At 43.7% G+C, this 23,993-nt stretch carries 23 protein-coding genes and 1 tRNA gene; 17 read left to right on the top strand and 7 right to left on the bottom strand.

The window, feature by feature from the left end; genetic code table 11:
• Positions 1-51 precede the first annotated feature (51 nt).
• The 3 genes from hldE to Xentx_RS10760 all read right to left on the bottom strand — a co-directional run bounded on the left by hldE (position 52) and on the right by Xentx_RS10760 (position 5,450).
• Positions 52-1,476 (bottom strand): bifunctional D-glycero-beta-D-manno-heptose-7-phosphate kinase/D-glycero-beta-D-manno-heptose 1-phosphate adenylyltransferase HldE, encoded by a 1,425-nt coding sequence (hldE, locus tag Xentx_RS10770; protein WP_074020241.1) that lies wholly within the window; start codon positions 1,474-1,476, stop codon positions 52-54.
• Between the two features lie 98 nt (positions 1,477-1,574).
• Positions 1,575-4,427, bottom strand: a complete 2,853-nt coding sequence (gene glnE, locus Xentx_RS10765; RefSeq protein ID WP_074020240.1) for a bifunctional [glutamate--ammonia ligase]-adenylyl-L-tyrosine phosphorylase/[glutamate--ammonia-ligase] adenylyltransferase — start codon at positions 4,425-4,427, stop codon at positions 1,575-1,577.
• Between the two features lie 36 nt (positions 4,428-4,463).
• Positions 4,464-5,450, bottom strand: coding sequence for a CYTH domain-containing protein (locus Xentx_RS10760; protein WP_074020239.1), 987 nt, complete (start codon positions 5,448-5,450; stop codon positions 4,464-4,466).
• A 275-nt stretch (positions 5,451-5,725) separates the two neighbouring features.
• Here Xentx_RS10760 and Xentx_RS10755 point away from each other — a divergent pair, with 275 nt between their 5' ends.
• Both Xentx_RS10755 and Xentx_RS10750 read left to right on the top strand, forming a co-directional pair.
• The gene (locus Xentx_RS10755; protein ID WP_074020238.1) at positions 5,726-6,346 is read left to right on the top strand and encodes a TIGR04211 family SH3 domain-containing protein; all 621 of its coding nucleotides are present in this window, start codon (positions 5,726-5,728) and stop codon (positions 6,344-6,346) included.
• 15 nt (positions 6,347-6,361) lie between these two features.
• Complete coding sequence (locus tag Xentx_RS10750) at positions 6,362-7,519, top strand: multifunctional CCA addition/repair protein (protein WP_074020237.1); 1,158 nt, start codon at positions 6,362-6,364, stop codon at positions 7,517-7,519.
• 56 nt (positions 7,520-7,575) lie between these two features.
• Here the strand turns inward: Xentx_RS10750 and folB are convergent, their stop codons facing one another.
• Positions 7,576-7,929 carry a bifunctional dihydroneopterin aldolase/7,8-dihydroneopterin epimerase gene (folB, locus tag Xentx_RS10745; protein WP_139292484.1) on the bottom strand — a complete coding sequence of 118 codons (354 nt, stop codon included), beginning with the start codon at positions 7,927-7,929 and terminating at the stop codon, positions 7,576-7,578.
• A 109-nt stretch (positions 7,930-8,038) separates the two neighbouring features.
• Here folB and plsY point away from each other — a divergent pair, with 109 nt between their 5' ends.
• The 3 genes from plsY to Xentx_RS10730 all read left to right on the top strand — a co-directional run bounded on the left by plsY (position 8,039) and on the right by Xentx_RS10730 (position 10,178).
• Positions 8,039-8,698 (top strand): glycerol-3-phosphate 1-O-acyltransferase PlsY, encoded by a 660-nt coding sequence (plsY, locus tag Xentx_RS10740; RefSeq protein ID WP_074020236.1) that lies wholly within the window; start codon positions 8,039-8,041, stop codon positions 8,696-8,698.
• 407 nt (positions 8,699-9,105) lie between these two features.
• A complete protein-coding gene (locus tag Xentx_RS10735; RefSeq protein WP_074020235.1) occupies positions 9,106-9,621 on the top strand; it encodes a hypothetical protein in 516 nt (171 codons plus the stop codon).
• A 14-nt stretch (positions 9,622-9,635) separates the two neighbouring features.
• Complete coding sequence (locus tag Xentx_RS10730) at positions 9,636-10,178, top strand: DUF5384 family protein (RefSeq protein WP_074020234.1); 543 nt, start codon at positions 9,636-9,638, stop codon at positions 10,176-10,178.
• A gap of 181 nt (positions 10,179-10,359) precedes the next feature.
• Here the strand turns inward: Xentx_RS10730 and tsaD are convergent, their stop codons facing one another.
• The gene (tsaD, locus tag Xentx_RS10725; protein ID WP_074020233.1) at positions 10,360-11,397 is read right to left on the bottom strand and encodes a tRNA (adenosine(37)-N6)-threonylcarbamoyltransferase complex transferase subunit TsaD; all 1,038 of its coding nucleotides are present in this window, start codon (positions 11,395-11,397) and stop codon (positions 10,360-10,362) included.
• A gap of 222 nt (positions 11,398-11,619) precedes the next feature.
• Entirely contained in the window at positions 11,620-12,024 is a 405-nt protein-coding gene (gene tnpA, locus Xentx_RS10720) for an IS200/IS605 family transposase (RefSeq protein WP_074020232.1), read from the bottom strand.
• Between the two features lie 59 nt (positions 12,025-12,083).
• Here tnpA and Xentx_RS10715 point away from each other — a divergent pair, with 59 nt between their 5' ends.
• The 4 genes from Xentx_RS10715 to rpoD all read left to right on the top strand — a co-directional run bounded on the left by Xentx_RS10715 (position 12,084) and on the right by rpoD (position 17,904).
• Positions 12,084-13,310 (top strand): RNA-guided endonuclease InsQ/TnpB family protein, encoded by a 1,227-nt coding sequence (locus tag Xentx_RS10715; RefSeq protein WP_074020231.1) that lies wholly within the window; start codon positions 12,084-12,086, stop codon positions 13,308-13,310.
• A 312-nt stretch (positions 13,311-13,622) separates the two neighbouring features.
• Entirely contained in the window at positions 13,623-13,838 is a 216-nt protein-coding gene (rpsU, locus tag Xentx_RS10710; protein ID WP_001144069.1) for a 30S ribosomal protein S21, read from the top strand.
• A gap of 114 nt (positions 13,839-13,952) precedes the next feature.
• Positions 13,953-15,701 (top strand): DNA primase, encoded by a 1,749-nt coding sequence (gene dnaG, locus Xentx_RS10705; RefSeq protein ID WP_074020230.1) that lies wholly within the window; start codon positions 13,953-13,955, stop codon positions 15,699-15,701.
• Positions 15,702-16,053: 352 nt separating this feature from the next.
• Complete coding sequence (rpoD, locus tag Xentx_RS10700; RefSeq protein ID WP_074020229.1) at positions 16,054-17,904, top strand: RNA polymerase sigma factor RpoD; 1,851 nt, start codon at positions 16,054-16,056, stop codon at positions 17,902-17,904.
• Between the two features lie 55 nt (positions 17,905-17,959).
• On the opposite strand, the gene Xentx_RS10695 is transcribed toward rpoD, so the two are convergent.
• Entirely contained in the window at positions 17,960-18,739 is a 780-nt protein-coding gene (locus Xentx_RS10695; RefSeq protein ID WP_074020228.1) for a GNAT family N-acetyltransferase, read from the bottom strand.
• Between the two features lie 287 nt (positions 18,740-19,026).
• Here Xentx_RS10695 and Xentx_RS10690 point away from each other — a divergent pair.
• The 8 genes from Xentx_RS10690 to Xentx_RS10655 all read left to right on the top strand — a co-directional run bounded on the left by Xentx_RS10690 (position 19,027) and on the right by Xentx_RS10655 (position 23,977).
• Positions 19,027-19,102 (top strand) — tRNA-Ile (locus Xentx_RS10690).
• A 264-nt stretch (positions 19,103-19,366) separates the two neighbouring features.
• Entirely contained in the window at positions 19,367-19,852 is a 486-nt protein-coding gene (locus Xentx_RS10685) for a cupin domain-containing protein (protein WP_074020227.1), read from the top strand.
• A 491-nt stretch (positions 19,853-20,343) separates the two neighbouring features.
• Positions 20,344-20,733 carry a hypothetical protein gene (locus tag Xentx_RS10680; RefSeq protein ID WP_074020226.1) on the top strand — a complete coding sequence of 130 codons (390 nt, stop codon included), beginning with the start codon at positions 20,344-20,346 and terminating at the stop codon, positions 20,731-20,733.
• 105 nt (positions 20,734-20,838) lie between these two features.
• A complete protein-coding gene (locus Xentx_RS10675; RefSeq protein ID WP_074020225.1) occupies positions 20,839-21,912 on the top strand; it encodes a methyltransferase in 1,074 nt (357 codons plus the stop codon).
• A gap of 13 nt (positions 21,913-21,925) precedes the next feature.
• Complete coding sequence (locus Xentx_RS10670) at positions 21,926-22,645, top strand: beta-ketoacyl synthase chain length factor (RefSeq protein WP_074020224.1); 720 nt, start codon at positions 21,926-21,928, stop codon at positions 22,643-22,645.
• 1 nt (position 22,646) lies between these two features.
• Complete coding sequence (locus tag Xentx_RS10665; RefSeq protein WP_415843339.1) at positions 22,647-23,438, top strand: lysophospholipid acyltransferase family protein; 792 nt, start codon at positions 22,647-22,649, stop codon at positions 23,436-23,438.
• An 18-nt stretch (positions 23,439-23,456) separates the two neighbouring features.
• Positions 23,457-23,714 carry a phosphopantetheine-binding protein gene (locus tag Xentx_RS10660; RefSeq protein ID WP_074020223.1) on the top strand — a complete coding sequence of 86 codons (258 nt, stop codon included), beginning with the start codon at positions 23,457-23,459 and terminating at the stop codon, positions 23,712-23,714.
• A gap of 14 nt (positions 23,715-23,728) precedes the next feature.
• Positions 23,729-23,977 carry an acyl carrier protein gene (locus Xentx_RS10655; RefSeq protein ID WP_228005830.1) on the top strand — a complete coding sequence of 83 codons (249 nt, stop codon included), beginning with the start codon at positions 23,729-23,731 and terminating at the stop codon, positions 23,975-23,977.
• Positions 23,978-23,993: the final 16 nt, after the last annotated feature.

Raw genomic sequence — 23,993 nt, 5'->3', positions numbered from 1 at the left:
AGGAGATATGCCGCTATGCGTCAAAAAGCATAACGGCACATGATGCCAAGCTTACTGGCTCTTAATGGTTTTGATGATATTGGTCGTAGAAATACCATCTTCGAAGTTCAATACTTTAACTTCGCCACCCGCAGCCCAAACCTCTTCGCTACCGGCAATCTCTTCAGGCTTGTAATCGCCACCTTTGACTAAAATATCCGGCAGGATATCCGCGATTAAGCGCTGCGGTGTATCTTCTTCAAATGCCACAACCCAGTCCACAGATTCCAGTGCCGATAGCACTGTCATGCGCTGTTCCAACGGATTCACCGGACGGGTTTCCCCTTTCAAACGCTTGGTGGACGCATCACTATTAACGGCAACGATCAAACGATCACCCAATTTGCGCGCGTTAGACAGATATGAAACATGCCCCGCATGGAGGATATCAAAACAACCATTAGTCATGACAATACGTTCACCACGCTGACGTGCCTGTGCAACGGCTTCTTTCAGTTTGGCTTCACTCATTACGCCAAATCCGGTTTCTGCACGTCCACGCACCGCATTTTCCAGTTCAACCGGTGACACTGTGGACGTTCCCAGTTTGCCGACCACTACACCTGCCGCCGCATTGGCAAGGTAACAGGCTTCGTTCAGCGGCTTGCCAGCGGCTAATGCCGTTGCCAATATACCTATCACCGTATCTCCTGCACCCGTGACATCAAAAACTTCCTGTGCCTGAGTTGGCAAATGCAGGGGCGGCTGCCCAACCCGCAATAAACTCATGCCTCGTTCAGAGCGAGTGATCAACAGTGCTTGCAGCTCCAAATCCTGCACCAACTTCGTAGCTTTCTGCACTAAGTCATCATCATTCTGGCAGTGCCCTACAACGGCTTCAAACTCTGACATATTTGGCGTCAGCAATGTTGCGCCACGATAGCGGCTAAAATCGCTGCCTTTTGGATCGATAAGCACAGGAACATTGGCTTCGTTGGCGAGCTTAATCATGGCCTGAACCTGGCTTAGCGCTCCTTTAGCATAATCCGACAGCACTAACGCGCCAATATGGGGCAAGGATTGCTGAATTTTTTCCAACAGCGGTTGAGCATCTACATTCTGGAAGCCTTCTTCAAAATCCAGACGCAACAATTGCTGATTACGCGATAAAACACGCAGTTTCGTGATAGTTGGATGAGTTGGGACAGAAACAAAATCACATCGGACTTTCACACTGCTGAGTTTCTCACTCAATGCCCGCGCTGCATCATCAATGCCTGTCAAGCCTACCAAACGTGAATTCGCTCCCAATGACGCAATATTCATGGCTACGTTAGCTGCTCCTCCAGGGCGCTCTTCTATGGTTTCTACCTTAACCACAGGAACCGGTGCTTCCGGTGAAATGCGGCTAGTTGGGCCATACCAGTAGCGATCTAACATGACATCGCCAACAACCAAAACACCTGCGCGGTGAAAATCAGGGAGTGTTACTTTCATCCCATACTCCAAGTATCAAAATAAACTGTTGCGGATATTACCATAACCAAATTCAGTGCCAGCAAACTCGATCAGGAAAAGTGACTGCCTAACATCATTTATACGCGCAAATCACTCTCTAACCATTTTTGCCAGCTATCACGTACCAATGCTTGCTGCTGTCTGAAATGTCCAACTGAAACTCGACTGGATAACGCTTGCAACGCTAAATGATGCAATTCATCACGCATGGTAATGTAAGCCTGCGTCAGCGCCATTGACTCCTGCTCATCCATAATATTATGCTGCGCCATTAATTCGAAAATTCGCACATTATCAGACCAGCGAGTCAGCCTGGCATTTTCTGGTGCATAACGCAGCACCTGATACTGAGCAATAAATTCAATATCCGTGATCCCTCCTGGATCAGCTTTGACATCAAATTGATCTTGCTGGTGGCTACCCAAATGCCGATGCATTTTTTCTCTCATTTCACGCACCTGTTGGCGCAAAAGATCGGGATCGCGGGGAAGGCATAATGTTTCACGGCGAATGCGTTCAAAATCACGGCGCATTTTCTCATCACCGAAAACCATGCGTGCACGAACCAGCGCCTGATGTTCCCAGGTCCATGCTTCATTTTTTTGGTAATCATCAAAGGATTCAAGGGTACTAACCAACATGCCTGACTCACCGGATGGCCGCAAACGGGCATCAACGTCATACAATATTCCCGATGCCGTTCGGGTACTGAACAAATGAAGGATGCGTTGAGCAAGACGCAAATAAAATTGGCGAGCCTCAATGGAACGAGCACCCTCTGTCATTATCCCCATAGGGCAATCCAGCAAGAACACCAGATCCAAATCAGAGCCATAACCGAGTTCCCAGCCACCCAATTTGCCATAACCAATAATGGCAAATCCCAACCCCTGCTGCTGGGATAAGTGAGCAGGTGCGCCATAACGTTTTACCATTTGGTTCCACGCCAGTCGCACAACAGACTCAATAATGGCTTCCGCCAAATAAGTCAGGTGATCACTCACCTTCATCACAGGCAAGACGCCCGCAATATCTTCTGCTGCGATCCGCAATAGTTGTGCCTGCTTAAATTGACGTAAAGCCTCCAGCAACTGTTCTTCATCATCCTCAGTGATACGCAGCAAATATTGATAAAGCTCATCACGATAAGCTTCCATCGGCAACGGTTGGTATAACGATTTGGGATCGAGTAGTTCATCCAGCAACAACGGATGACGGGCAAGCTGGCTGGCGATCATTGGAGAGGCCGCACAGAGCCGGATAACATGAATCATGACCAGTTCTGACTCCAACATCAATTCCAGATAAGTCGTGCGACTGACGATACTGAGTAACAGAGAAGTAATCCGCTCTAAAACGATATCGGCATCTGCCCTGGCTGCAATTTTTGCTAACAGACGTGGCATCAACTGGTCAAGCACATCCCTTCCCCGTGGACCAATGGTGCGCTTACTGACGTCCCGACGGAAAAGCGCCATTATATCAAGCATCTTCCGGGCTTTTTCTTTATCAAGATGAGGAATCAACGCACTAAGTTCATCTACATGCAAGGCTTCCTGCCATAAGCTCTTAAACGGGATATGGCTAGCATCCTCATGCTGTTCTTCTACTTCATCGCCGATCAACTGTTGGAAAATACTTCGCACCGCACTCATTTTACGTTCGGTTTCTGCCATTAATTCATCCCAATTGGCAAAATTCATTCCCCAAGAGAGACGGGCACGATCTAATTCATTATCCGGTAAAGTTTGCGTTTGTTGGTCATGAATAGACTGCAACAGGTTTTCAAGCCGCCGTAAAAACAGGTAACTTTCTTCAAGCTGCTTTAATTTTTCCGTTGGCAATAAAGCCAATTCATTGATGGCCTTCAATGTTGGCAATAATGAGCGGGATTGCAGGCTCGGCTCCCTTCCCCCACGAATAAGCTGAAAGACCTGAGTGATAAACTCAATTTCACGGATCCCGCCTGCGCCTAATTTAATATTCTCTTTTAATCCCCGACGACGGACTTCCCGCTCAATCATGCCCTTCATATTGCGCAAGGATTGAATTGCACTGAAATCAATATAGCGGCGGAAAACAAACGGTCGCAACATCTGGCGTAGTTCCTGACAATAAACCTGATCATCATTGCCCAAAATGCGCGCTTTCACCAAAGCATAACGTTCCCAGTCACGCCCTTGTTCCTGATAATAATCTTCCAATGCCGGAAAGCTGAATACCAAAGGTCCACTGTCACCAAATGGACGTAATCTCATATCAACACGATAAACAAATCCGTCTACAGTTTGTTGATCCAGCACCTTAATTAATTTCTGCCCTAATCGAGTAAAGAACTGAGAATTATCCATTTCTCGACGCCCACCTTTCGTTACACCATTTTCTGGATAAGCAAAAATGAGGTCAATGTCAGAGGAAAAATTAAGCTCTCCGCCCCCCAACTTTCCCATTCCCAAAATCAACAGCGGCTGTGCTACTCCATCGCTATTAGTAGGTGTTCCCCAATCCTGACAACAACGCAGATAAAGCCAATCACGGGCAGCGATAATCAAAGTTTCGGCCAACATACTTAATTGCTGTAATGTCTTTTCTGTTGTACTGCTTTGCAATGCCTGCGACCATGCAATCCTGACCAAAATCCGATGGCGGAAAAAACGTAAACACCGCATCAAACCATTTTCATCATTTACCACCAGCAGCGTTTGTCCCAGCCAATGGGAATAATGTTGCCATTCTTCCTGTTGAGGGGGATTTTGGCGAATATCCTCTAGCCATGCAGGATGTGATAACACGTTTTCTGCCACAAATTCACTCAATGACAGCACCGCCTGTTCATCAGATGAAAAGGGCGTTATTGTTCCCTCTAATGGTGGAAGATTCGCAATGATATGCTGTAATTGTTGGGCTAAAGGTGATGAAAGTGGCCGCATAACTGGTTTTTCCTTATGACTGTTTTTTTAAAGGGATTATCGGGGCTGAGCCATCAACCACTGCATTAATGCCAGCTTACATTGCAACCAAGAAGCGCTATAACACAATGTTTCAGCACACAATGTTTCAGCACACAATGTTTCAGCCTCCACCTTGTTCGTGGATAAAGCCGCCTTTAACTCCAGCAATAAATCCAGGATCGGCAAACGTTCAGTTTGTCTTTTTGTCAGTTCTATCATCCATTGCAAAACCTGCGCCAATCCCGTTTTACCTTCTGGCAACCCCGCCAGCCATCCTTCTTCTTGCTCCTGCCATTGCGCCAAAATTTCAGGCAGAAGCACAGACAATGGCTGCTGCCATTTCAACTCTTTCGGTAATTTTGTTAATGTTTTATGGGACAAACCATGAACAAGCGCATATCCTCGTGCTGCTTTGCTTTTATTTGCTAAACGCAAACCATTCTGTGATGCCAGTTTGTTTGCCAATGACAGAATATCGATGATATTTCCATTGATTAGTTCTAGCTCAAATTCACAAATAGGTAATGTCTGATCTCCTGAATCTTTATTTCCAGAAAAAATAGTTCCCTGATCCAGTACCACTTCAATTTCGCTTTCTCCATAAGTCACAAGCCATTTTTCACGATTAAAGTCGGTACTGAATAATTCGGTCAATTGTGCCTGTAGATAGGCGAGATCGGTATTTTCAGGCCAGATATGGGCGGGAAACAGTGCCAGATCTAATTTAGGTTGGTGCAAAGGAATGTTGAATTCAGGGCGTTGGTGTAATCCTCCTATCACCTTACCCGCGGTTTTGATGGTCATCTCATAATGCCCGTCAAACCCACGGATACGCAGCCCCATATCCCAACGTCGCAATTGATTATCTGGCGTCTCAAAATAAATATTAGTCAGGTGTTGTGGTGAAGTGTAATCATGAGGAAACTGAAATAACTGCTGGCGAACAGCCGGTATCGCATCAGGCTTCACGGACAGTTTCAATTCTATTTCTACAGAACCCATATTTTTTATTCCTCAATTGATATTACAGAATTTTTTCTTAATTCTGTTCACTCTTTCTTTTCACAGAAGAGAAAAATAAACCACAATAGGGTGTTACCTCAACAAACATCACTTTCACTTCACCAAAAAAAATCTCAAACGGTCAGTTGATATCACATTCATTCTGGTTTACTGATTGCACCAACAAACTTAACTCTTTACTATCCCTTGGGTAGTTTAAATTACGATTAGTCCATACTTGATTGATCCATACACAGAGAACAGTTGAGCACAGAATGCAAAAACTACATCGATTATTTATTTTGTTATTGAGTTTTACTCTTCCATTATCCGTACACGCTGAAGAAAAACGTTATGTTTCTGATGAGCTATCAACTTACATTCGTAGCGGCCCAAGCATTAAAAACCGAATCATTGGCTCATTGAATGCCGGTGAGGAAGTCACATTAGTCAGCCCTAAATCAGATAATGGTTTCTTGCAAATTCAAGACCGTAAAGGGCGTACAAGCTGGATACTCGCAAGTGAACTCAGCGCTATTCCAAGCCTGCATGAACGTCTTCCCGCAATGGAACAAAAGATCAAAACACTGACTGAGAATCTGGCCACCATCGACGATAAGTGGAATAAGCGTACCGCTGAATTACAGAACAAAGTAGCAAACAGCGATAAGATCATTAGTGATCTGAAAAAAGAGAATGTTCAGCTCCAGAGTAAATTAACCGTGGCTGAAAAAAAGGTCGAAGTCGCCAACTTGCAGTTGGATGATAGACAAAGAGAGATCATCTTGCAGTGGTTTACTTATGGCGGTGGAGTTGCGGGGATTGGCCTGATTTTGGGGCTTATATTGCCACATATTATCCCTCGCCGGAAAAAGAAAGATCGTTGGATGAGTTGATTGAAGGAAACAAGAGTGAAAGTCTATTTGGTTGGCGGCGCAGTTCGTGATCAACTATTGGGTCTGCCCGTCACTGAACGGGATTGGGTTGTCGTTGGAAGCAACCCAAATGAACTGCTATCTCAGGGATATCAACAAGTTGGTAAAGATTTCCCTGTCTTCTTGCACCCCAAAACCCATGAAGAGTATGCGTTGGCACGTACTGAAAGGAAATCAGGTCAGGGATATACCGGTTTTACCTGTTATGCCGCCCCCGATGTGACGCTGGAAGAAGATCTGCTGCGCCGTGATTTAACGATTAACGCTATTGCACAAACTCGTGAAGGTGAATTAATCGATCCTTATCATGGTGCAAATGATCTCAAAAATCGTATCTTGCGCCATGTTTCCCCTGCGTTTGCAGAAGATCCATTACGTGTGCTGCGTTTGGCTCGTTTTGCTGCCCGCTTTGCCCATCTGGGTTTTTCAATTGCAACAGAGACGCAAGTGCTCATTACAAAAATGATCGCAGGTGGTGAATTGTCCTCATTAACTCCTGAACGCATTTGGCGAGAAACTGAAAAGGCACTCACTTCACAATCACCACAAGTCTACTTTCAGGTTCTGCGTGATTGTGGAGCATTGGCTGTACTCTTTCCTGAGATCGATAACCTGTTTGGCATCCCCCTGCTTGCATATGATAAGGGGCTTCATTCATTGCGAGTTTTGCAAATATCCACCCAATTGAGCGAAGAGATAGACATTCGCTTCGCTTCACTATGTAGCCATGTCGAAATGATGCCACTAAAACAAATGTGCGAACGACTGCGCATTCCCAACTCGGCACGCGACTTAGCCACGATTGTGACGCAATATCACAATTGGATACATACCGTAAAACAATTGCCTCCTGAAACCCTACTAGCCTTGTTTAATGCTGTGGATGCTTGGCGCAAACCTCAACGTATTGAACAACTGATGACCTGTAGTGAAGCAGACAACCGTGGATACCCAGGCGCAGAAACTTCACCCTATCCACAAGCTGATTATTTACGTAAAGTATTTGCTATTGCCAACCAAGTCAGCGTCCAGGAAGTGATTGCACGTGGATTTCAGGGTGCCGAGATTCGCACAGAATTGGAACGTCAACGCCACATTGCCATCGCAGACTGGAAACAGCAATCGATTGATTAAGTTTATCTATCAATTTAGCGTCCCAACCTATTAATTAAATTGGGACGCTTTTTCAATTAGCTCGCACTTCGCTCAATCACTACACCTACGCTTTTTGCGTGTGCAACCGCACCTGGTTTACTGACCTTAACTTTGACCCAAGGAGAATGAAATTGATTCAGCAAGATGCCTGCCACTTCTTCTGCGACTCGTTCGACCAGCGCAAAACGTTGGCCTGATACATGATCAATAATCGCCTCACTAACCTTGGCATAATCCAGACAGTATTCAACATCATCACTGGAAGAGGCTAGTTTGTTGTCCCATCCCATTTCGATATCGAACACTAATTTCTGTTTAATTGTTTGTTCCCAGTCATAAACACCAATAGTGGTAATTACGGTTAATTCTTCAATAAATACGATATCCATCACGACCTTTTCCCCATTTTTCGGTTCGCCAGATACCACTTCCGACGAAATGTGCGTATTATCCATTGTTAGACTTAAGAAAACGACCCTTATTCATTGGAGATATCTTATGAGTGCAATCGCGCTTGGCATGATCATCTTCGCGTACTTATGTGGCTCTATATCCAGCGCGATATTGATCTGCCGCCTGACAGGGCTTCCCGATCCACGTCAGCATGGTTCCGGCAATCCTGGGGCAACAAATGTACTGCGCATTGGTGGTAAATGGGCTGCATTGGCAGTACTGGTTTGTGATGTCCTAAAAGGGCTAATACCCGTTTGGCTGGCATACAAACTCAACGTTTCCCCATTTTATTTAGGTATTACCGCCATCGCTGCCTGTCTGGGGCATATTTATCCTATTTTTTTTCATTTCAAGGGAGGGAAAGGCGTTGCAACCGCTTTTGGTGCCATTGCGGCCATCGGTTGGGATCTAATGGGATTGATCACAGGGACATGGCTACTAACAGTGCTGTTAAGCGGCTATTCCTCATTGGGTGCCATCGTCAGTGCATTAATTGCACCTTTCTACGTCTGGTGGTTCAAACCTGAATTCACTTTTCCCGTTGCCATGTTGTCATGTCTGGTACTTGTACGTCATCACGATAATATTCAACGCCTATGGCGAGGACAAGAAAGTCGTATCTGGCAAAAATTGAAAAAGAAACAGGAAATGACTGATAAAGAGAAAATTCAAGCGACTAAAGAGCAAGAACAGCAAAAGGATTGAATCAGATAGCCCTCAATAAGATTTTTGCTCATGTCAAAAAAATTATAAGAATTGCATTTATAGTAGAATAATTTTCCAATTAATAAACAAAAAAGGGGATTTAATTCCCCTTTCCCACTAGAATTATTGACTTCATTCCATCCTTATAAAAGAAATATTATTTCTTAATATCATTATTTCACAGAAATAAATATGAATACTTTTCCATCTGAAATATTCCCTTATCTTTATTAGATAAAACATCCTTATTTTTCAATAAAATAATTACAATCAAATATTTTCAATACTTCTTCGTAATTTAATTACAACCACACCAAAATCAATTATAGGAGATGGATATAGTCTTGTTTTTTATCACAAAAGAATGCACTATTATATTCTTTTTTTTAGTGTAATAGGAAATAAGAATGAAAATTAAATCATTATGCATCTCAGTAATCGCTGCTTCTTCTATTATCATTAGTGGATGTCAATCCAATGCTGATTCATTTGCAGCCGACGTTTATGACACAACCCAATTAAATGCAAAACAGGAAACAAAGACAGTAAATATCATTTCTGTGCTTCCTGCCAAAATCTCTGTAGAAAATAAATCCAATAAAGAGGCAGCTCAAACATTTGGCGCCATTCTTGGCGCTGTAGCAGGTGGTATTGCTGGTTATAACACAGGCTCTGGCTCCGGTCTGGGTACTGCCGCTGGTGCGGTAGGAGGCGGGGCTGTAGGTGCAGCAGCAGGCTCATTGGTAAAAGATAAGGTACTGGTTGAAGGTGTTTCCCTGACATACAAAGAAAAAACTAAAATTTATACTTCCACTCAAGTTGGTCGTGTATGCCAATTCACGCCAGGGCTGGCTGTCATTATTTCAACGAAACAAAATGAAACTCGCATTCAGCCTAATGCTGCTTGCCCAGATAAAAAATAATAAATAGGTGAATCATGGTTAAAGGAATCCTCATTCCATCTTTATTGGTCACTCTATCTATGCCAGTTTTTGCTTCCCCCCTTCAAAGCCAGCTTTCTGCTATTGCTCAAGCTGAAAGTGAAGGTAAAGCTGAAGAACAAAAACAACGCGAGGCTCAAAAAGCTAAATTAGAAAGAGCTGCCAAAGCAGAAAGAGAAAGAAAACAAAAAGAAGCTGCGGTTAGAGCAGAAAAAATCAGAAAAAAAGAAGCTATTCAAGCAGCTGAAAAGCAGAGAATACTTGCTGAAGCTACTGCAGATAAAAAACGAGAACAGAACTATGAAGATGAGCTACGCAAACTCGAATTAGAGATGAAAAAACTCGAACTGGAGAAACGTGCAGCTAGAGTAAAACGAGAAAACGAGTTCATTGATCAAGAGTTAAAAGCTCAAGCAGCAGAAACAGATGTTATCCAATCAGAAGCTGATGTTAACCGTAATTTATCATCAGGTGGAAAATCTCTGTTAGAAAGTGAAGGGCGGGCTCGCGAGAAGCAATCCAGCGGCTGGTTCAAATAATATATGCTTTCAAACCTACTCTGATATTTTGCTTTGAAAACAATATCTTTGTTGTCTTGAACTGCACCCCAAAAGTTAGGCACTAACTGATTAAGGTGCAATTTTTATCCAGTGTGCCGTAAAACTTCGGCCTTCAGAGGATGTCAACACTGAGGTGGAGGCATCATCTCTATGCTGGTAGTTACTTTTGCAAAGCAGGAAGATCCGCTAACGGCCAACGCGCTTTCACCGTTACACCTAATTCACCAGCAGTACCTCCTCGCAAACGGATCATGCCAGCCAGCGCGATCATTGCTCCATTATCAGTACAGAACTCAGGTCGAGCGTAGAAGACTTCGCCTCCCAGCTTTTCCATCATTGCCTGCATTTTGGTACGCAATGTTCGGTTTGCACTCACTCCACCTGCCATCACCAGACGTTTGAATCCAGTTTGTTCCAACGCTCGTTTACACTTGATTGCCAGTGTATCCACTACTGCATCTTCAAATGCTCGGGCAATATCCGCCTTGGTTTGCTCGTCTTCAGCCATATTATGACCATGAATGTTATTGCGGATCGTATTAGCTGCGAACGTTTTCAGGCCAGAGAAGCTGAAATCCAACCCTGGACGATCTGTCATCGGACGTGGGAAAATAAAACGCCCCGCCTGCCCCTGCTGCGCCATACGGGAAAGCACTGGCCCACCTGGATAATCTAAACCAAGCAGTTTTGCTGTCTTATCAAAAGCCTCACCAGCGGCATCGTCAATGGATTCACCCAACAGTTTGTATTCACCGATACCCGTCACACTAATAAGCTGGGTATGACCGCCTGAAACTAGTAAGGCAACAAAAGGAAACTCAGGGCTGTTTTCTTCCAGCATCGGTGCCAGCAAATGACCTTCCATATGATGTACGGGAATAGCAGGTACATCCCACGCAAATGCCAGTGAACGCCCAATAGTTGCCCCAACCAGCAATGCACCAACCAATCCCGGTCCTGCTGTGTAAGCAACTGCATCAATGTCTTTACTCGTCAGATCCGCTTCCTTCAAAGCCGCCTGAATCAAAGGAACCGTTTTACGAATGTGATCACGGGACGCCAGTTCAGGCACAACACCACCATAATCAGCATGTAGCTTGACCTGACTGTATAATTGATTGGCTAGCAGACCGGTTTTATCGTCATAAATTGCGATTCCGGTTTCATCGCAGGACGTTTCTATACCTAAAACTCGCATTGCACTATTCGTCTCGTTATCTTACGTCTCGTTGTTTGGTCATATACATTCGCACTCCTTTCAACGCGCAACAGTGTAACACCATCTATTGTTAAATTCTCTGCCGACACACTTTCCATATCAACATTCTCGCCACTGCATCCATCTTTTTCTCCAAAGGATACTCCCGCCGACATAAGGCGGGAGGGGAATGTGGATGGACTTGAAAAGCCCAAATATCCATCAACCACGCTGATGTTGAATGTATTGCTTAATGACGTCCAGTGGGGCACCTCCACATGATCCCGCAAAGTAGGAGCGAGACCAGAGAACGGGTTTTTTATAGGCGCCTCGTAAGTCCAGAAATTCATTACGTAAGCGTCTGGATGTGACTGCTTTCAACGAGTTCACCAATACTGATAGCTGAACAGTAGGGGGATATTCGATCAACAGATGCACATGATCTGAATCACCGTGACTTTCTTTTAATGTCGCGCCAAAATCACGGCAGACCTCACTGGCATATTGATGAAACGCTACATAGTGTAACTCACCCAAGATTTTTCTACGGTACTTGGTCACAAACACAAGATGGACATGCAGAAGAAAGGCAGCATGTCTTGAGCGATTAATTTCATATTTTTGCATTGAAGTCTGCCAAATAAGCGGTAACATAGAAAAATAAAATTACTACACACTGAGTAAGAATGCTAATTCTAAAAGCCTATAAATTCAGACTGGAACCCACTCCTGAACAATCACAGCGTCTACGACAACTGTGTGGTTGTGCTCGTTTTATCTGGAATTATGGACTGGCAGAAACGCAACAAATTCTTAATTCAGGAAGTAAACTGCCTTCCGCTTTTGCGTTAAACCGAATGCTCACTGAATGGAAGAAAATACCGGAACTTGCCTTTCTGCAGGAAGCCTATACCGATAATCTTCAACAGAAACTCAAAGATTTACACCGTGCATGGAAACGCTGTTTTGATAAAAAATTATCTGCAAAAAAAACGGTCTTCAAAAGGAAAAATGAGGGGCGTGACACAATTCGTTTTGTTAATTTTGAGAAATATTGTCGCCTTGAAAACCGAAGAATAAAATTCCCGTCAGGATTAGGTTGGATAAAATTTCGGCAATCCCAGAAGGTAACCGGAAAAATCAAAAATGCCACTGTCAGCCAGTCATGCGGCAAGTGGTATGTCAGTATCCAGACGGAATATGACGTAGCCGCTCCTCTCCACCCGTCAACGTCAATGGTTGGCCTTGACGTGGGTATAGCGAAATTAGCCACCCTCTCAGACGGAACGGTTTTTGCGCCTGTAAACAGTTTTAAAACCAATCAGAAGAAGCTCTCCAAACTCCAGTGCCAGTTAAGCCGGAAAGTTAAATTCAGTGCTAACTGGCAGAAACTGAAACGAAAAATCCAGCGGCTGTACTCGCATATTGCCAACATCAGAAAAGACTACCTTCATAAAACCACAACCGAAATCAGCAAAAACCACGCGATGATCGTCATTGAGGATTTGAAGGTCAGTAACATGTCAAAATCCGCGAAAGGGACAATAGAGCAACATGGGCGAAACATTCGGGCAAAATCAGGATTAAACCGTTCTATCTTGGATCAGGGTTGGTATGAGTTCCGTAGGCAACTGGACTATAAACAGCAATGGCGAGGCGGTCAGGTACTTGCAGTGCCTCCGGCCTATACCAGCCAGAAATGCGCCTGTTGTGGTCATACAGCGAAATCCAATCGTTCATCACAAAGTCAGTTCGAATGTCTGGCCTGTGGATATAGCGAAAATGCGGATATCAACGGCGCCCGTAATATTTTAGCGGCAGGACATGCCGTGCTTGCCTGTGGAGGGCTGGCGCAGTCAGGCCACCCGTTGAAGCAGGAACCGGACGCTGAGCGATCAGTTGTCACCCACTAACGGGAATCCCCCTCCTGAGTCACGAAGTGCGAAAGTGGGGGAGGATGTCAATACATGCTGGCTATTTTTTCTGTTTAGTCTATAATCAATGCCCTACTTGAATATCCTGTGTGGTTAATGTTAATAACGCCAACATCAGGCCGCTTGTTTTGCGTACAAAAAAGCAGCCTATAACCCGTGGCGTTATCGGTTTCAATTTTCCTCGGCACTTTACAAGGCCGTGTTCATTGAAGTAAAATTCCGCACCATTTTAAAGACGGCTGGCACTATCACGCCAGCGACAAACCCGATTTCTATTGAGGTGAGAGGCACATGCCAGTAATTAAAGTACGTGAAAACGAGCCATTTGACGTAGCACTGCGTCGCTTCAAGCGTTCTTGCGAGAAAGCAGGCGTATTAGCAGAAGTTCGTCGTCGTGAGTTCTATGAAAAACCAACGACTGAGCGCAAACGCGCTAAAGCTTCTGCTGTTAAGCGTCATGCTAAGAAGCTAGCTCGCGAAAACGCACGCCGCACTCGTTTGTACTAATCTTCGCGGTCAGTCCGCTTAGTGATTGTATTAACAAGCTACTGCAGTTAAAGGCCGTGCTTTCCCAAAGGAAGCGCGGCTTATTCTCGTTCATCAACAGGCGAAAAAGGGCTTATGGCTGGACGAATTCCACGCGCATTTATCAATGACTTATTAGCAAGAACCGATATCATTGATTTGATCGATGTTAGGGTGCCTTTGAAAAAAAAAGGCAAAAACCATCAAGCGTGCTGTCCTTTTCATAACGAAAAAACCCCTTCATTCACTGTTAATGGTGATAAGCAGTTTTACCATTGCTTCGGTTGCGGAGCGCATGGCAATGCCATTGATTTTTTGATGAATTATGACAGATTGGACTTTGTCGAATCCATCGAAGAACTGGCAGCAATGCATGGGCTTGAAATCCCCTACGAAGCAGGTTCCGGTAGCAGTCAAATCGAGCGTCATCAAAGGCAAAACCTTTACCAGCTAATGGAGAAGCTCAATAGCTTCTATCAGCATTCACTGAATGCTCCCAGCGCCCAATCAGCCCGACAATATTTGGCGCAACGTGGGCTTAGTGAAGAGATCATCCAGCGTTTCGCCATTGGTTTTGCGCCTGCGGGATGGGATAACGCCTTAAAACGGTTTGCCCATAATGCGGAAGAGCGCAAACAGTTAAACGATGCAGGAATGCTGGTCACTAACGACAATGGCCGCACTTATGATCGTTTCCGCGAACGGGTGATGTTCCCCATTCGTGATCGCCGTGGACGCGTAATTGCATTCGGTGGCCGAGTGCTGGGAGATGAGCTTCCCAAGTACCTGAATTCGCCGGAAACAGAAATTTTTCATAAGGGCCGCCAGTTATATGGCCTTTATGAGGCACAGCAAAGCCACAGTACCCTGACAAGGCTATTGGTGGTTGAAGGTTATATGGATGTTGTTGCGCTAGCCCAATTTGGTATTGATTATGCCGTGGCTTCGCTGGGAACATCTACGACAGCCGAACACGTTCAGTTACTTTTCAGGACAACCGATAATGTCATCTGTTGTTACGATGGTGACCGCGCAGGTCGTGATGCCGCATGGCGTACATTGGAAACAGCACTACCTTATCTGAATGATGGCCGGCAATTACGTTTTATGTTCTTGCCTGATGGCGAAGATCCTGATTCATTGATTCGCAAAGAAGGACGGGAAGCATTCGAGCAGAGAATGGAAAAGGCATTGACCTTATCTGCATTTTTGTTCGAATCACTATTACCGCAGGTTGATTTAAGTAACCCAGAAGGAGCAACTAAGCTCAGTTCGCTAGCCATGCCACTGATCAGTCAAATCCCAGGGGAAACGCTGCGACTCTACCTGCTTAAAGAGCTTGGAAACCTGTTAGGTACTCCTGATACAACACAATTGGAACGATTTTTGGCAAAACTTGTCAAAAAAAATACCAATACTTATCAGGCGCTAAAACTGAAACCAACAACAATGCGCATACTGATCGCATTGCTGGTACAGAATCCGCATTTAGCGACATTAGTTCCCCCACTACAGGGAATGTTTCCTACTCAGATAGCAGGACTGCCATTATTCGTAGAGCTTGTCGACACGTGCCTTGCCCAACCAGGCTTAACCACCGGTCAACTGTTGGAGCAATATCGTGATAATAAGTACGCTAAACAGCTTGAAAAACTCGCTGCATGGAACGATATACAGATAGAAGAGATTGCTGAAAAAACCTTTAGCGATGCACTGAGCCATCTTTTTGCGTCAGCACTTGATGAACGTTTTAATTTTTTAATGGCTAAAGAGAGAACTGAAGGCCTAACACCAGAAGAGCGTGAAGAAGTTCGATTAATTACGGTATCGGGTGCGAGGAAATAAGAATCTGTCTCAGCAAGACTATATTACTTCAAGATTATATTAACTTGGAGGTTATACTATTTAGCTTACTTATATAGGTTTATCTCCCTAATATGGTTTGCTGAAACTATTGCTCGATAAAAACTATCGCTCGATAAAAATATAGCTTGGTGAAACAGGTTTTAAACCAAAACCTAAAATCACAGACACAGAATTCACGGCTTAGATGCCGCATTAGGTAGGGCAGGTACCCCTACAATTGCCGCAATTGAGGGCAGCGGCAATACCATGAAAACGCCCCTAAATATTATTGTTGGCATATTTGTTTCGCCGACCGACACCAACCAATACTCTGAAGTGTGGATACCGTCTTATGGAGCAAAACCCGCAGTCACAGCTAAAGCTACTTGTCACCAGAGGTAAGGAGCAAGGCTATCTGACCTATGCTGAGGTCAATGACCATCTGCCGGAAGATATCGTCGATTCTGATCAGATAGAAGATATCATCCAAATGATCAATGACATGGGCATCCAGGTAATGGAAGAAGCACCTGATGCTGATGATCTCATGTTGGCAGAAAACACAAACGACACAGATGAAGACGCAGTGGAAGCGGCTGCGCAAGTACTATCTAGTGTTGAGTCAGAAATCGGTCGTACCACTGATCCGGTTCGCATGTACATGCGCGAAATGGGTACGGTTGAACTCTTGACTCGTGAAGGTGAGATTGACATTGCAAAGCGCATTGAAGATGGCATCAACCAAGTGCAGTGCTCCGTTGCTGAGTACCCTGAAGCGATTACTTACCTGCTGGAACAGTACGACCGTGTTGAATCCGGCGAGAGTCGTCTGTCCGATTTGATCACGGGTTTCGTTGATCCCAATGCAGAAGAAGATCTTGCCCCAACCGCCACTCACGTTGGTTCAGAACTTCCTCAGGAAGAACTTGACGACGATGACGACGAGGATGATGAAGAGCGTGATGATGATACTGACAGCGAAGAGGATAACAGCATCGATCCAGAACTCGCTCGCCAGAAATTTTCGGAACTGCGTGAACAACATGAACTGACTCGTCAGGCGATTAATACATACGGTCGTAGTCATCCTAATTCCGCAGCAGAAATCTTAACTTTATCTGAAGTATTTAAACAGTTCCGCCTGATACCAAAGCAGTTTGATCATCTGGTTAACAACATGCGTTCCATGATGGATCGCGTACGTCTTCAAGAACGTCAGATCATGAAGATGTGTGTTGAACAGTGCAAAATGCCGAAGAAAATCTTCATCACGCTGTTCTCTGGCAATGAAACCACTGATACATGGTTCACCGCTGCAAAAGCAATGAACAAACCATGGTCTGACAAGTTGCTGGAAGTTGAAGAAGAAATTATGCGTAGCCTGCAAAAGTTACGCCAGATTGAAGAAGAGACAGGCCTGACTATTGAACAGGTCAAAGACATCAACCGTCGCATGTCAATCGGTGAAGCGAAAGCTCGCCGTGCGAAAAAAGAGATGGTTGAGGCCAACCTGCGTCTGGTTATTTCGATTGCGAAGAAATATACCAACCGTGGCCTGCAATTCCTCGATTTGATCCAGGAAGGTAACATCGGTTTGATGAAAGCGGTTGATAAATTTGAATACCGTCGTGGTTACAAATTCTCAACTTACGCAACATGGTGGATCCGTCAGGCAATCACACGTTCTATCGCAGATCAGGCACGTACTATCCGTATCCCAGTGCATATGATTGAGACTATCAACAAACTCAATCGTATTTCTCGCCAAATGTTGCAAGAAATGGGTCGTGAACCTTCACCGGAAGAGCTGGCAGAACGTATGATGATGCCTGAAGACAAGATCCGCAAAGTCCTGAAAATTGCCAAAGAGCCAATCTCCATGGAAACCCCTGTGGGTGATGATGAAGATTCACATCTGGGCGATTTCATCGAGGATACTACGCTCGAACTGCCGCTGGATTCAGCAACTTCAGAAAGCCTGCGCGCAGCAACTCACGATGTGCTGGCAGGTTTGACTGCACGTGAAGCGAAAGTTCTGCGTATGCGTTTTGGTATCGATATGAACACTGACCATACTCTGGAAGAAGTGGGTAAACAATTTGATGTAACCCGCGAACGTATTCGTCAGATCGAAGCAAAAGCACTACGTAAACTACGCCATCCAAGCCGTTCCGAAGTACTACGTAGCTTCCTTGATGACTAATCATCTAATTTGATGATAAACCTGAAAAGCGTCTGTTGCAGCAGACGCTTTTTTATTATTTTCGGCTAAATCCCTGATATTCAAATAATGGCTGAAACCCAATACGCCTGTACAATCCATCACCATAGCGAGAGGCATCTAAATAGCACGTAGTTGCACCATCTTGCTTAGCTTTATTCAGCACATGATTGATCAAGGCAAAAGCATATCCCCTTCTCTGTTTTTCCACTACAGTACTAATTTCATCAAGACGGACAAGATTATTTAATCTTGATAGAGTTAAAGAGCAAACCGGCAACTCATCAATATACAAGGCATAATGTTGCAAATTTTTTCCTGCATTCAAAGCCGCCTGATGGCATTTTTGGTATTGTCCAGAAATGGCATCATCTGACTCAAATGCACTTTCTACCGGGATTGCCCAATCATCCAAACAGTGGTCAACACACCGAATGTCATATTCCATAACTGAGACATTGCTCATCTGCCAATGCATCAAATCAAGTTGCATGGCTATAGTTATGCTATCAGCATCCAACACAAATCCAGCCTGCTGAATCACCTCTAAAAGTTGACTATCTGGCTCTACAGCAACAATCGCAAAAGGAACATAAGTTTTCTCTTCCAGTAATCGAATTCCCTTTTGTAAATCTCCAGCAGTCTGTTCATTAACATCAATCACCAACAAAAAATTCAATGAATGCGTTTCAACACCTGTCACATAGGCTCGAACACTTTCACTAATATGTTGGGACATTTGGCTAATAGACGAAAAAAAGTAATCTTCTATTTGGTGATGACACCAAATAGCAGCCGATAGCTGATGTTTTTTCATATTTATTTACCAAAAATTTTTTTGAAAAGTATAAGAACGGTGGAAAATCAATGAAAAACACAAAACAGAGCTAACAAGATCTTCTTGACCACATTATGGCCGGAGGGCAAAAAATAATCAGAAATATTTATTATAAAAGCAACCAATATCACTAAAAAGGATTTCAGATTACTTCCAATCGGCTGAAATACGTTAAAAGATACTGATTATTGTATATAAAACACGCATATGAATTTTGGGGACTAGACCTAGCATCAAACTGTGCCGTATAATCCTTCCAGTTCAACGGCCCCTTAGCTCAGTGGTTAGAGCAGGCGACTCATAATCGCTTGGTCGCTGGTTCAAGTCCAGCAGGGGCCACCAAATTTATCAAGGGGTTGCATCAAAATTGCGACCCCTTAGTTTTTTCTAGGATACCCATAGGATACCTTCTGGCAGTAGCGCGAGGTATAACCAATTAATACAGCTACGGTAATAAACCATTGTCGTATTCCTCTCTGTGACATTTATCACATTCTCTGAACATTACGACGCCTAACTTATTTCTCTGATAGCCACTTAAAATGCAAAAAAACCATGAAAAATGCGGAATTATAGTAAGATAATCTAACGATATCCGGAGAATTAATGAACCCCATCATCAATCTAAAAAACCTTACCCTCAAATCTTGGAAGCAGGGCGAATTCTATGAGGGATCAGATATTTCCTTTGGACAACAGCTTGGCCTTAAGCATTTAGGTATCACCTATAACGAAGTGCCGAAAGGTAAAAGTAGCTGCCCGTTTCACAACCATCATAACGCAGACGAACTTTTCTTTATTCTTGAAGGTAACGGCATTTACCGTTTTGGCTCCGATGAATTTTCGATCGAGAAGGGTGATGTTGTAAGCGCTCCGGCGGGAGGGCAAGAAACTGCCCATCAAATAATCAACACCGGTTCAGTTCCATTGCGCTATCTTGCTATTTCAACAAATGTTTCAGCAGATGTGATTGAATATCCAGATTCGGGCAAGTTTCAGTCTGTGTTAAAACAACAAGACGGAAAGTTGTTTCATTTTGTTGGGCGGGTAAGCGACGAAGTTGATTATTGGGACGGAGAACTTGGAGCGTAACAACTTGGAGTAGTCTAGAAGACGCGATAATTAGGTAAGTGCATCCTTGCCAATAATTCGGGATAAGCGGCATTAATCTGGTGCTGTCGCTTAAAATTTATTGAGTACATATTTTCTTTCATGATATGAATAAATTTGTTTCATTGATTATTATTAACCTTTTTATCACTTACATTACTAAAAAATGCATTCACAAAATCCATTATCCTTGATATAAGCATCTGCAAAACCAATATAAAAAATCCAATTCAATATCCAACCAATTAATTTTAAATTAACAGGCTAAATAAATATCTATATACACACCGCAGTGAATGAACCCTAAAGGTACATAAAAAGCAGAGATAAAATCGAACAGCATTCAGCAACACACTCAATGAGATCTATAGTGAAGTGATAGATGTAGCCGTGTTGTAAGAATTTATTTAAACTATTCTACGCAACGTAACTATTTCACAATCTATCTTGTCTTATTTAACACGAGAAAAATAATGAAAATTTCACATAAGCTATTAATCAGTCTGGCTTGCGTCGTCGCCCTTTCAGGTTGCGCTCGTAACGTACCAATATTAACGCCACAAACCACCATCATGACGCAGAATTCACTGCCTTCCGTAAAAAAAGCCATTTTGGAAGCAGGTAAGAAACGCAAATGGGTAATGACCGAAGTCTCTCCTGGGGTTATTGATGGCTTCCTGAAAAACCGTCAGCATGACGTACAAATACGTATCAACTACACCGCCAAAAACTACTCCATCAATTATGTCAAAAGCCATCAACTAAGAGAGAGTGATGGGAAAATTCACCGCAACTATAACCGTTGGGTCAATAACCTGGATAAAGACATTCAGTTAAATTTAGCCCTGCTGGATAATCAATAAACACCAACTTTAAAGCCTATCCCAATCAATGAAAACATCCTGATGAGATAGGCTTTAGTTTGTTAATCTGCTTTCTGACTATAGACATATCGGATATCTGGATATATGACTGCACCCTATAATTATGACAAAGATGAATTCAGTGCACTTGAAGCGATTACAGAAGCTCAACGTATTGCTTTCGCTCCTATGCTATTTCAAACTGCAATCGGATTGCGTGATTGCGGGATTTTATCTTTCCTGGATAAAAACCATAAAAATGGTGCAACTAAAGATGAGATTTGCAGAAACTCCGAATTAGACAGCTACGGTGTGGGTATTTTGCTGGATATGGGATTGAGTGGCAAAATTATTCTCAAACAAGATGAACGTTATTTCATCAGTAAGATTGGGCATTATTTATTACACGACAAGATGACTCGCGTCAATATGGATTTTACTCAAGACGTCTGTTATCAAGGGCTATTTCACCTGAAAGAATCTCTTCTGAAAAATAAGCCTGCTGGATTAAAAGTGTTCGGAGAATGGTCAACTATTTATCCTGCCCTCAGCCAATTACCCGAGCCTGCAAAAACAAGTTGGTTCTCATTTGACCATTTTTATTCTGATACCGCCTTTAATGCAGCATTGAAAACGGTTTTCTCCATGAAGCCTAAAGTGATTTATGATGTTGGTGGCAATACAGGAAAATGGGCATTGCGCTGTTGCCAATATGACAGTAAAGTCAACGTCACTATTCTGGATTTACCCCAGCAAATAAAATTGGCTGAAGAAAATATACGCAGCCAGGAAATGACTGATCGTATTTTCGGCTATCCTATTGACATGTTATCGGATAACAACTTACCCACAGAAGCCGATATTTGGTGGATGAGCCAATTCCTGGATTGTTTTTCCGAAACACATATTATAGGCATTTTACGCAAGATCTCCGCAGCTATGAAGCCTGATGCTCGAATTTGTATCATGGAGCTGTTTTGGGACTGCCAGCCTTTTGAAGCAGCAGCTTATAGCCTTAATGCTACCTCGCTCTATTTTACTTGTATGGCAAATGGTAATAGTCGTTTTTACAGCATTGATGATTTTACCCAATTCCTCAATAAAGCTGGGTTGGTTATAGAAAACCAAATTGATCAGTTAGGGCTGGGTCACACATTACTGATCTGTAAGAAACAGTAACGAACGGTATTTCATGAAATTGACATTGGATATTACAGACTGGCAAGCCATCGCCCCAGGCCTTTCTCTCACTGACGAATGGCAGGAATGGTCTGCGACATTACCAGCCACTATTGATAAATCACAGCCATTAGAAAAATGTGCCCAATTACCGATGATGACAGCCCGTCGCTTAAGCTCCGGCAGCCGTCTTGCCGTGGATTGTGGCTTGGGTATCCTGCGACGCAATCAAGTCGATGCCATTGTCTATACCAGCCGTCATGGTGAGTTGGAACGCAACTACCAAATATTGCAGAATCTGGCACAAAAAGAGCCTATTTCTCCAACCAATTTTGCCATGTCAGTTCATAACTCCTCTGTAGGCAATTTAACCATTGTCGCTAAGGCTCCTCTGGTTTCCTCTTCCGTTTCAGCCGGTATTGATAGTTTCCAGCAAGGGTTATTTGAAGCGTTGACACTGCTTCATGCAGGTCATCGTAAAGTCCTGCTTGTCGATTTTGAGGGTGAGATCCCCAGCTTTTATCACAATGTCATCGATACCCATACTCCAACCTATCCATTTGCGGTTGCTCTGTTGCTAGAGCAAGGTACGGGTTTGTGTTGTACAAAGCAATCTTCAGCGGAAACAGAGCCGAGATTACCTCAAAGCCTCCAGTTTCTTCATGGCTGGTTACGAGGAGAACAGAACTTTATTGTTTCAGGGGATCATTGCCGGTGGAATTGGAGCCGATAAGATGATGAAAAGGATTTCAGTCAATATCACTGAACGCATTAACTGGCTCTGGCGTCTGCTCATGACCGGATTCTGTTTTATCCTGTTTGGCGTAGGTGGGTTACTTCTCTCTCTTATTTGGTTCAACTTGTTGCTGGTTTTCCAACGCAATGAAGATAAACGCTGCCACCTTGCACGCCATAGCATTTCATTCAGTTTTCGTCTGTTCCTTTTTTTGACCAGAAAATTGGGGGTACTGGATTACCATTTCAATGAGTTAGATAAGATCCGTACGGATAAAGGTTGCCTAATTGTCGCTAATCACCCCACTTTGCTGGATTACGTTATTCTGGCATCAAAATTGCCAGATGTGGATTGCATCGTAAAATCGGCATTACTACGCAATCCCTTTGTCAGCGGTGTAATCCGCTCTGCACGTTACCTGATTAACAGTGATGCAGAAACTTTGCTTCCTGTCTGTCGCGAGCGACTGTCTTCTGGTCACAATATCCTGATTTTCCCTGAAGGAACCCGCACGACCCCCGGCCAGCCTATTTCACTGCAACGTGGAGCCGCCAATATCGCCGTGCGATGTGAGTGCGATTTACGGATCATCCATATTACTTGCAGCCAAACGATGCTGGATAAAAAAAGCAAGTGGTATCAAATCCCACCGAAAAAACCTATTTATACGATCACTATTGGTGAACAACTCACCAATGAAAATTTTGCTGTTGATATAGAAAACGGGCATGCCATCGCTGCTCGCCAACTCAATCGCCAGCTTACTCAATTACTAACACCATCAAACTAATAGACGTCGGATACGATGATGCAAGAGTTACATATTGAAATAAAACAATTAATTATAGGCACACTGAATCTAGAAGATCTTACACCTGCGGATATTGAAACCGATGCCCCCCTGTTTGGCGACGGCCTAGGCTTAGATTCAATCGATGCTCTGGAACTGGGACTGGCAGTAAAAAATCGTTATGGCATCGTATTATCCTCTGAAAGCGAAGAGATGCGTCAACATTTCGCTTCCGTTGCCACGCTGGCAGCTTACATCCAGTCACAGCAAGCATAAAAACAGGTGTCATCATGGAAAAACAAGCAATTTTTCAGGAAGTCTCCCAACTATTGGTTCAGTTGTTTGAACTGTCTCCCGAAGACATTACGCCCGAATCACGGCTCTATGAAGATTTGGAACTCGATAGCATTGATGCGGTTGATATGGTTGTACATTTACAAAAGAAAACTGGAAGAAAGATCAAACCGGAAGCATTCAAGTCTGTTCGCACCGTACAGGATGTCGTGGATGCCGTGGAACAATTGTTGAAAGAACAATAATCAGCAAACATTTGGG

The organism is Xenorhabdus thuongxuanensis (assembly GCF_001908095.1).
Classification (GTDB): Bacteria; Pseudomonadota; Gammaproteobacteria; order Enterobacterales; family Enterobacteriaceae; genus Xenorhabdus; species Xenorhabdus thuongxuanensis.
Note: the sequence above shows the minus strand (reverse complement) of the source record. Positions and strands in the feature narration are given on the sequence as shown.

What these genes read in the sequence shown, in the direction of transcription:
- Xentx_RS10735 (WP_074020235.1), top strand. Translation starts at nt 9,106, where the DNA reads ATGAAAATTAAATCATTATGCATCTCAGTAATCGCTGCTTCTTCTATT.
- Xentx_RS10685 (WP_074020227.1), top strand. Translation starts at nt 19,367, where the DNA reads ATGAACCCCATCATCAATCTAAAAAACCTTACCCTCAAATCTTGGAAG.
- Xentx_RS10760 (WP_074020239.1), bottom strand. Translation starts at nt 5,450, where the DNA reads ATGGGTTCTGTAGAAATAGAATTGAAACTGTCCGTGAAGCCTGATGCG.
- dnaG (WP_074020230.1), top strand. Translation starts at nt 13,953, where the DNA reads ATGGCTGGACGAATTCCACGCGCATTTATCAATGACTTATTAGCAAGA.
- Xentx_RS10695 (WP_074020228.1), bottom strand. Translation starts at nt 18,739, where the DNA reads ATGAAAAAACATCAGCTATCGGCTGCTATTTGGTGTCATCACCAAATA.
- Xentx_RS10755 (WP_074020238.1), top strand. Translation starts at nt 5,726, where the DNA reads ATGCAAAAACTACATCGATTATTTATTTTGTTATTGAGTTTTACTCTT.
- Xentx_RS10675 (WP_074020225.1), top strand. Translation starts at nt 20,839, where the DNA reads ATGACTGCACCCTATAATTATGACAAAGATGAATTCAGTGCACTTGAA.
- Xentx_RS10665 (WP_415843339.1), top strand. Translation starts at nt 22,647, where the DNA reads ATGATGAAAAGGATTTCAGTCAATATCACTGAACGCATTAACTGGCTC.
- rpsU (WP_001144069.1), top strand. Translation starts at nt 13,623, where the DNA reads ATGCCAGTAATTAAAGTACGTGAAAACGAGCCATTTGACGTAGCACTG.
- hldE (WP_074020241.1), bottom strand. Translation starts at nt 1,476, where the DNA reads ATGAAAGTAACACTCCCTGATTTTCACCGCGCAGGTGTTTTGGTTGTT.
- Xentx_RS10680 (WP_074020226.1), top strand. Translation starts at nt 20,344, where the DNA reads ATGAAAATTTCACATAAGCTATTAATCAGTCTGGCTTGCGTCGTCGCC.
- Xentx_RS10715 (WP_074020231.1), top strand. Translation starts at nt 12,084, where the DNA reads ATGCTAATTCTAAAAGCCTATAAATTCAGACTGGAACCCACTCCTGAA.
- Xentx_RS10660 (WP_074020223.1), top strand. Translation starts at nt 23,457, where the DNA reads ATGCAAGAGTTACATATTGAAATAAAACAATTAATTATAGGCACACTG.
- Xentx_RS10655 (WP_228005830.1), top strand. Translation starts at nt 23,729, where the DNA reads ATGGAAAAACAAGCAATTTTTCAGGAAGTCTCCCAACTATTGGTTCAG.
- tsaD (WP_074020233.1), bottom strand. Translation starts at nt 11,397, where the DNA reads ATGCGAGTTTTAGGTATAGAAACGTCCTGCGATGAAACCGGAATCGCA.
- glnE (WP_074020240.1), bottom strand. Translation starts at nt 4,427, where the DNA reads ATGCGGCCACTTTCATCACCTTTAGCCCAACAATTACAGCATATCATT.
- Xentx_RS10670 (WP_074020224.1), top strand. Translation starts at nt 21,926, where the DNA reads ATGAAATTGACATTGGATATTACAGACTGGCAAGCCATCGCCCCAGGC.
- rpoD (WP_074020229.1), top strand. Translation starts at nt 16,054, where the DNA reads ATGGAGCAAAACCCGCAGTCACAGCTAAAGCTACTTGTCACCAGAGGT.
- tnpA (WP_074020232.1), bottom strand. Translation starts at nt 12,024, where the DNA reads ATGCAAAAATATGAAATTAATCGCTCAAGACATGCTGCCTTTCTTCTG.
- Xentx_RS10730 (WP_074020234.1), top strand. Translation starts at nt 9,636, where the DNA reads ATGGTTAAAGGAATCCTCATTCCATCTTTATTGGTCACTCTATCTATG.
- folB (WP_139292484.1), bottom strand. Translation starts at nt 7,929, where the DNA reads ATGGATATCGTATTTATTGAAGAATTAACCGTAATTACCACTATTGGT.
- plsY (WP_074020236.1), top strand. Translation starts at nt 8,039, where the DNA reads ATGAGTGCAATCGCGCTTGGCATGATCATCTTCGCGTACTTATGTGGC.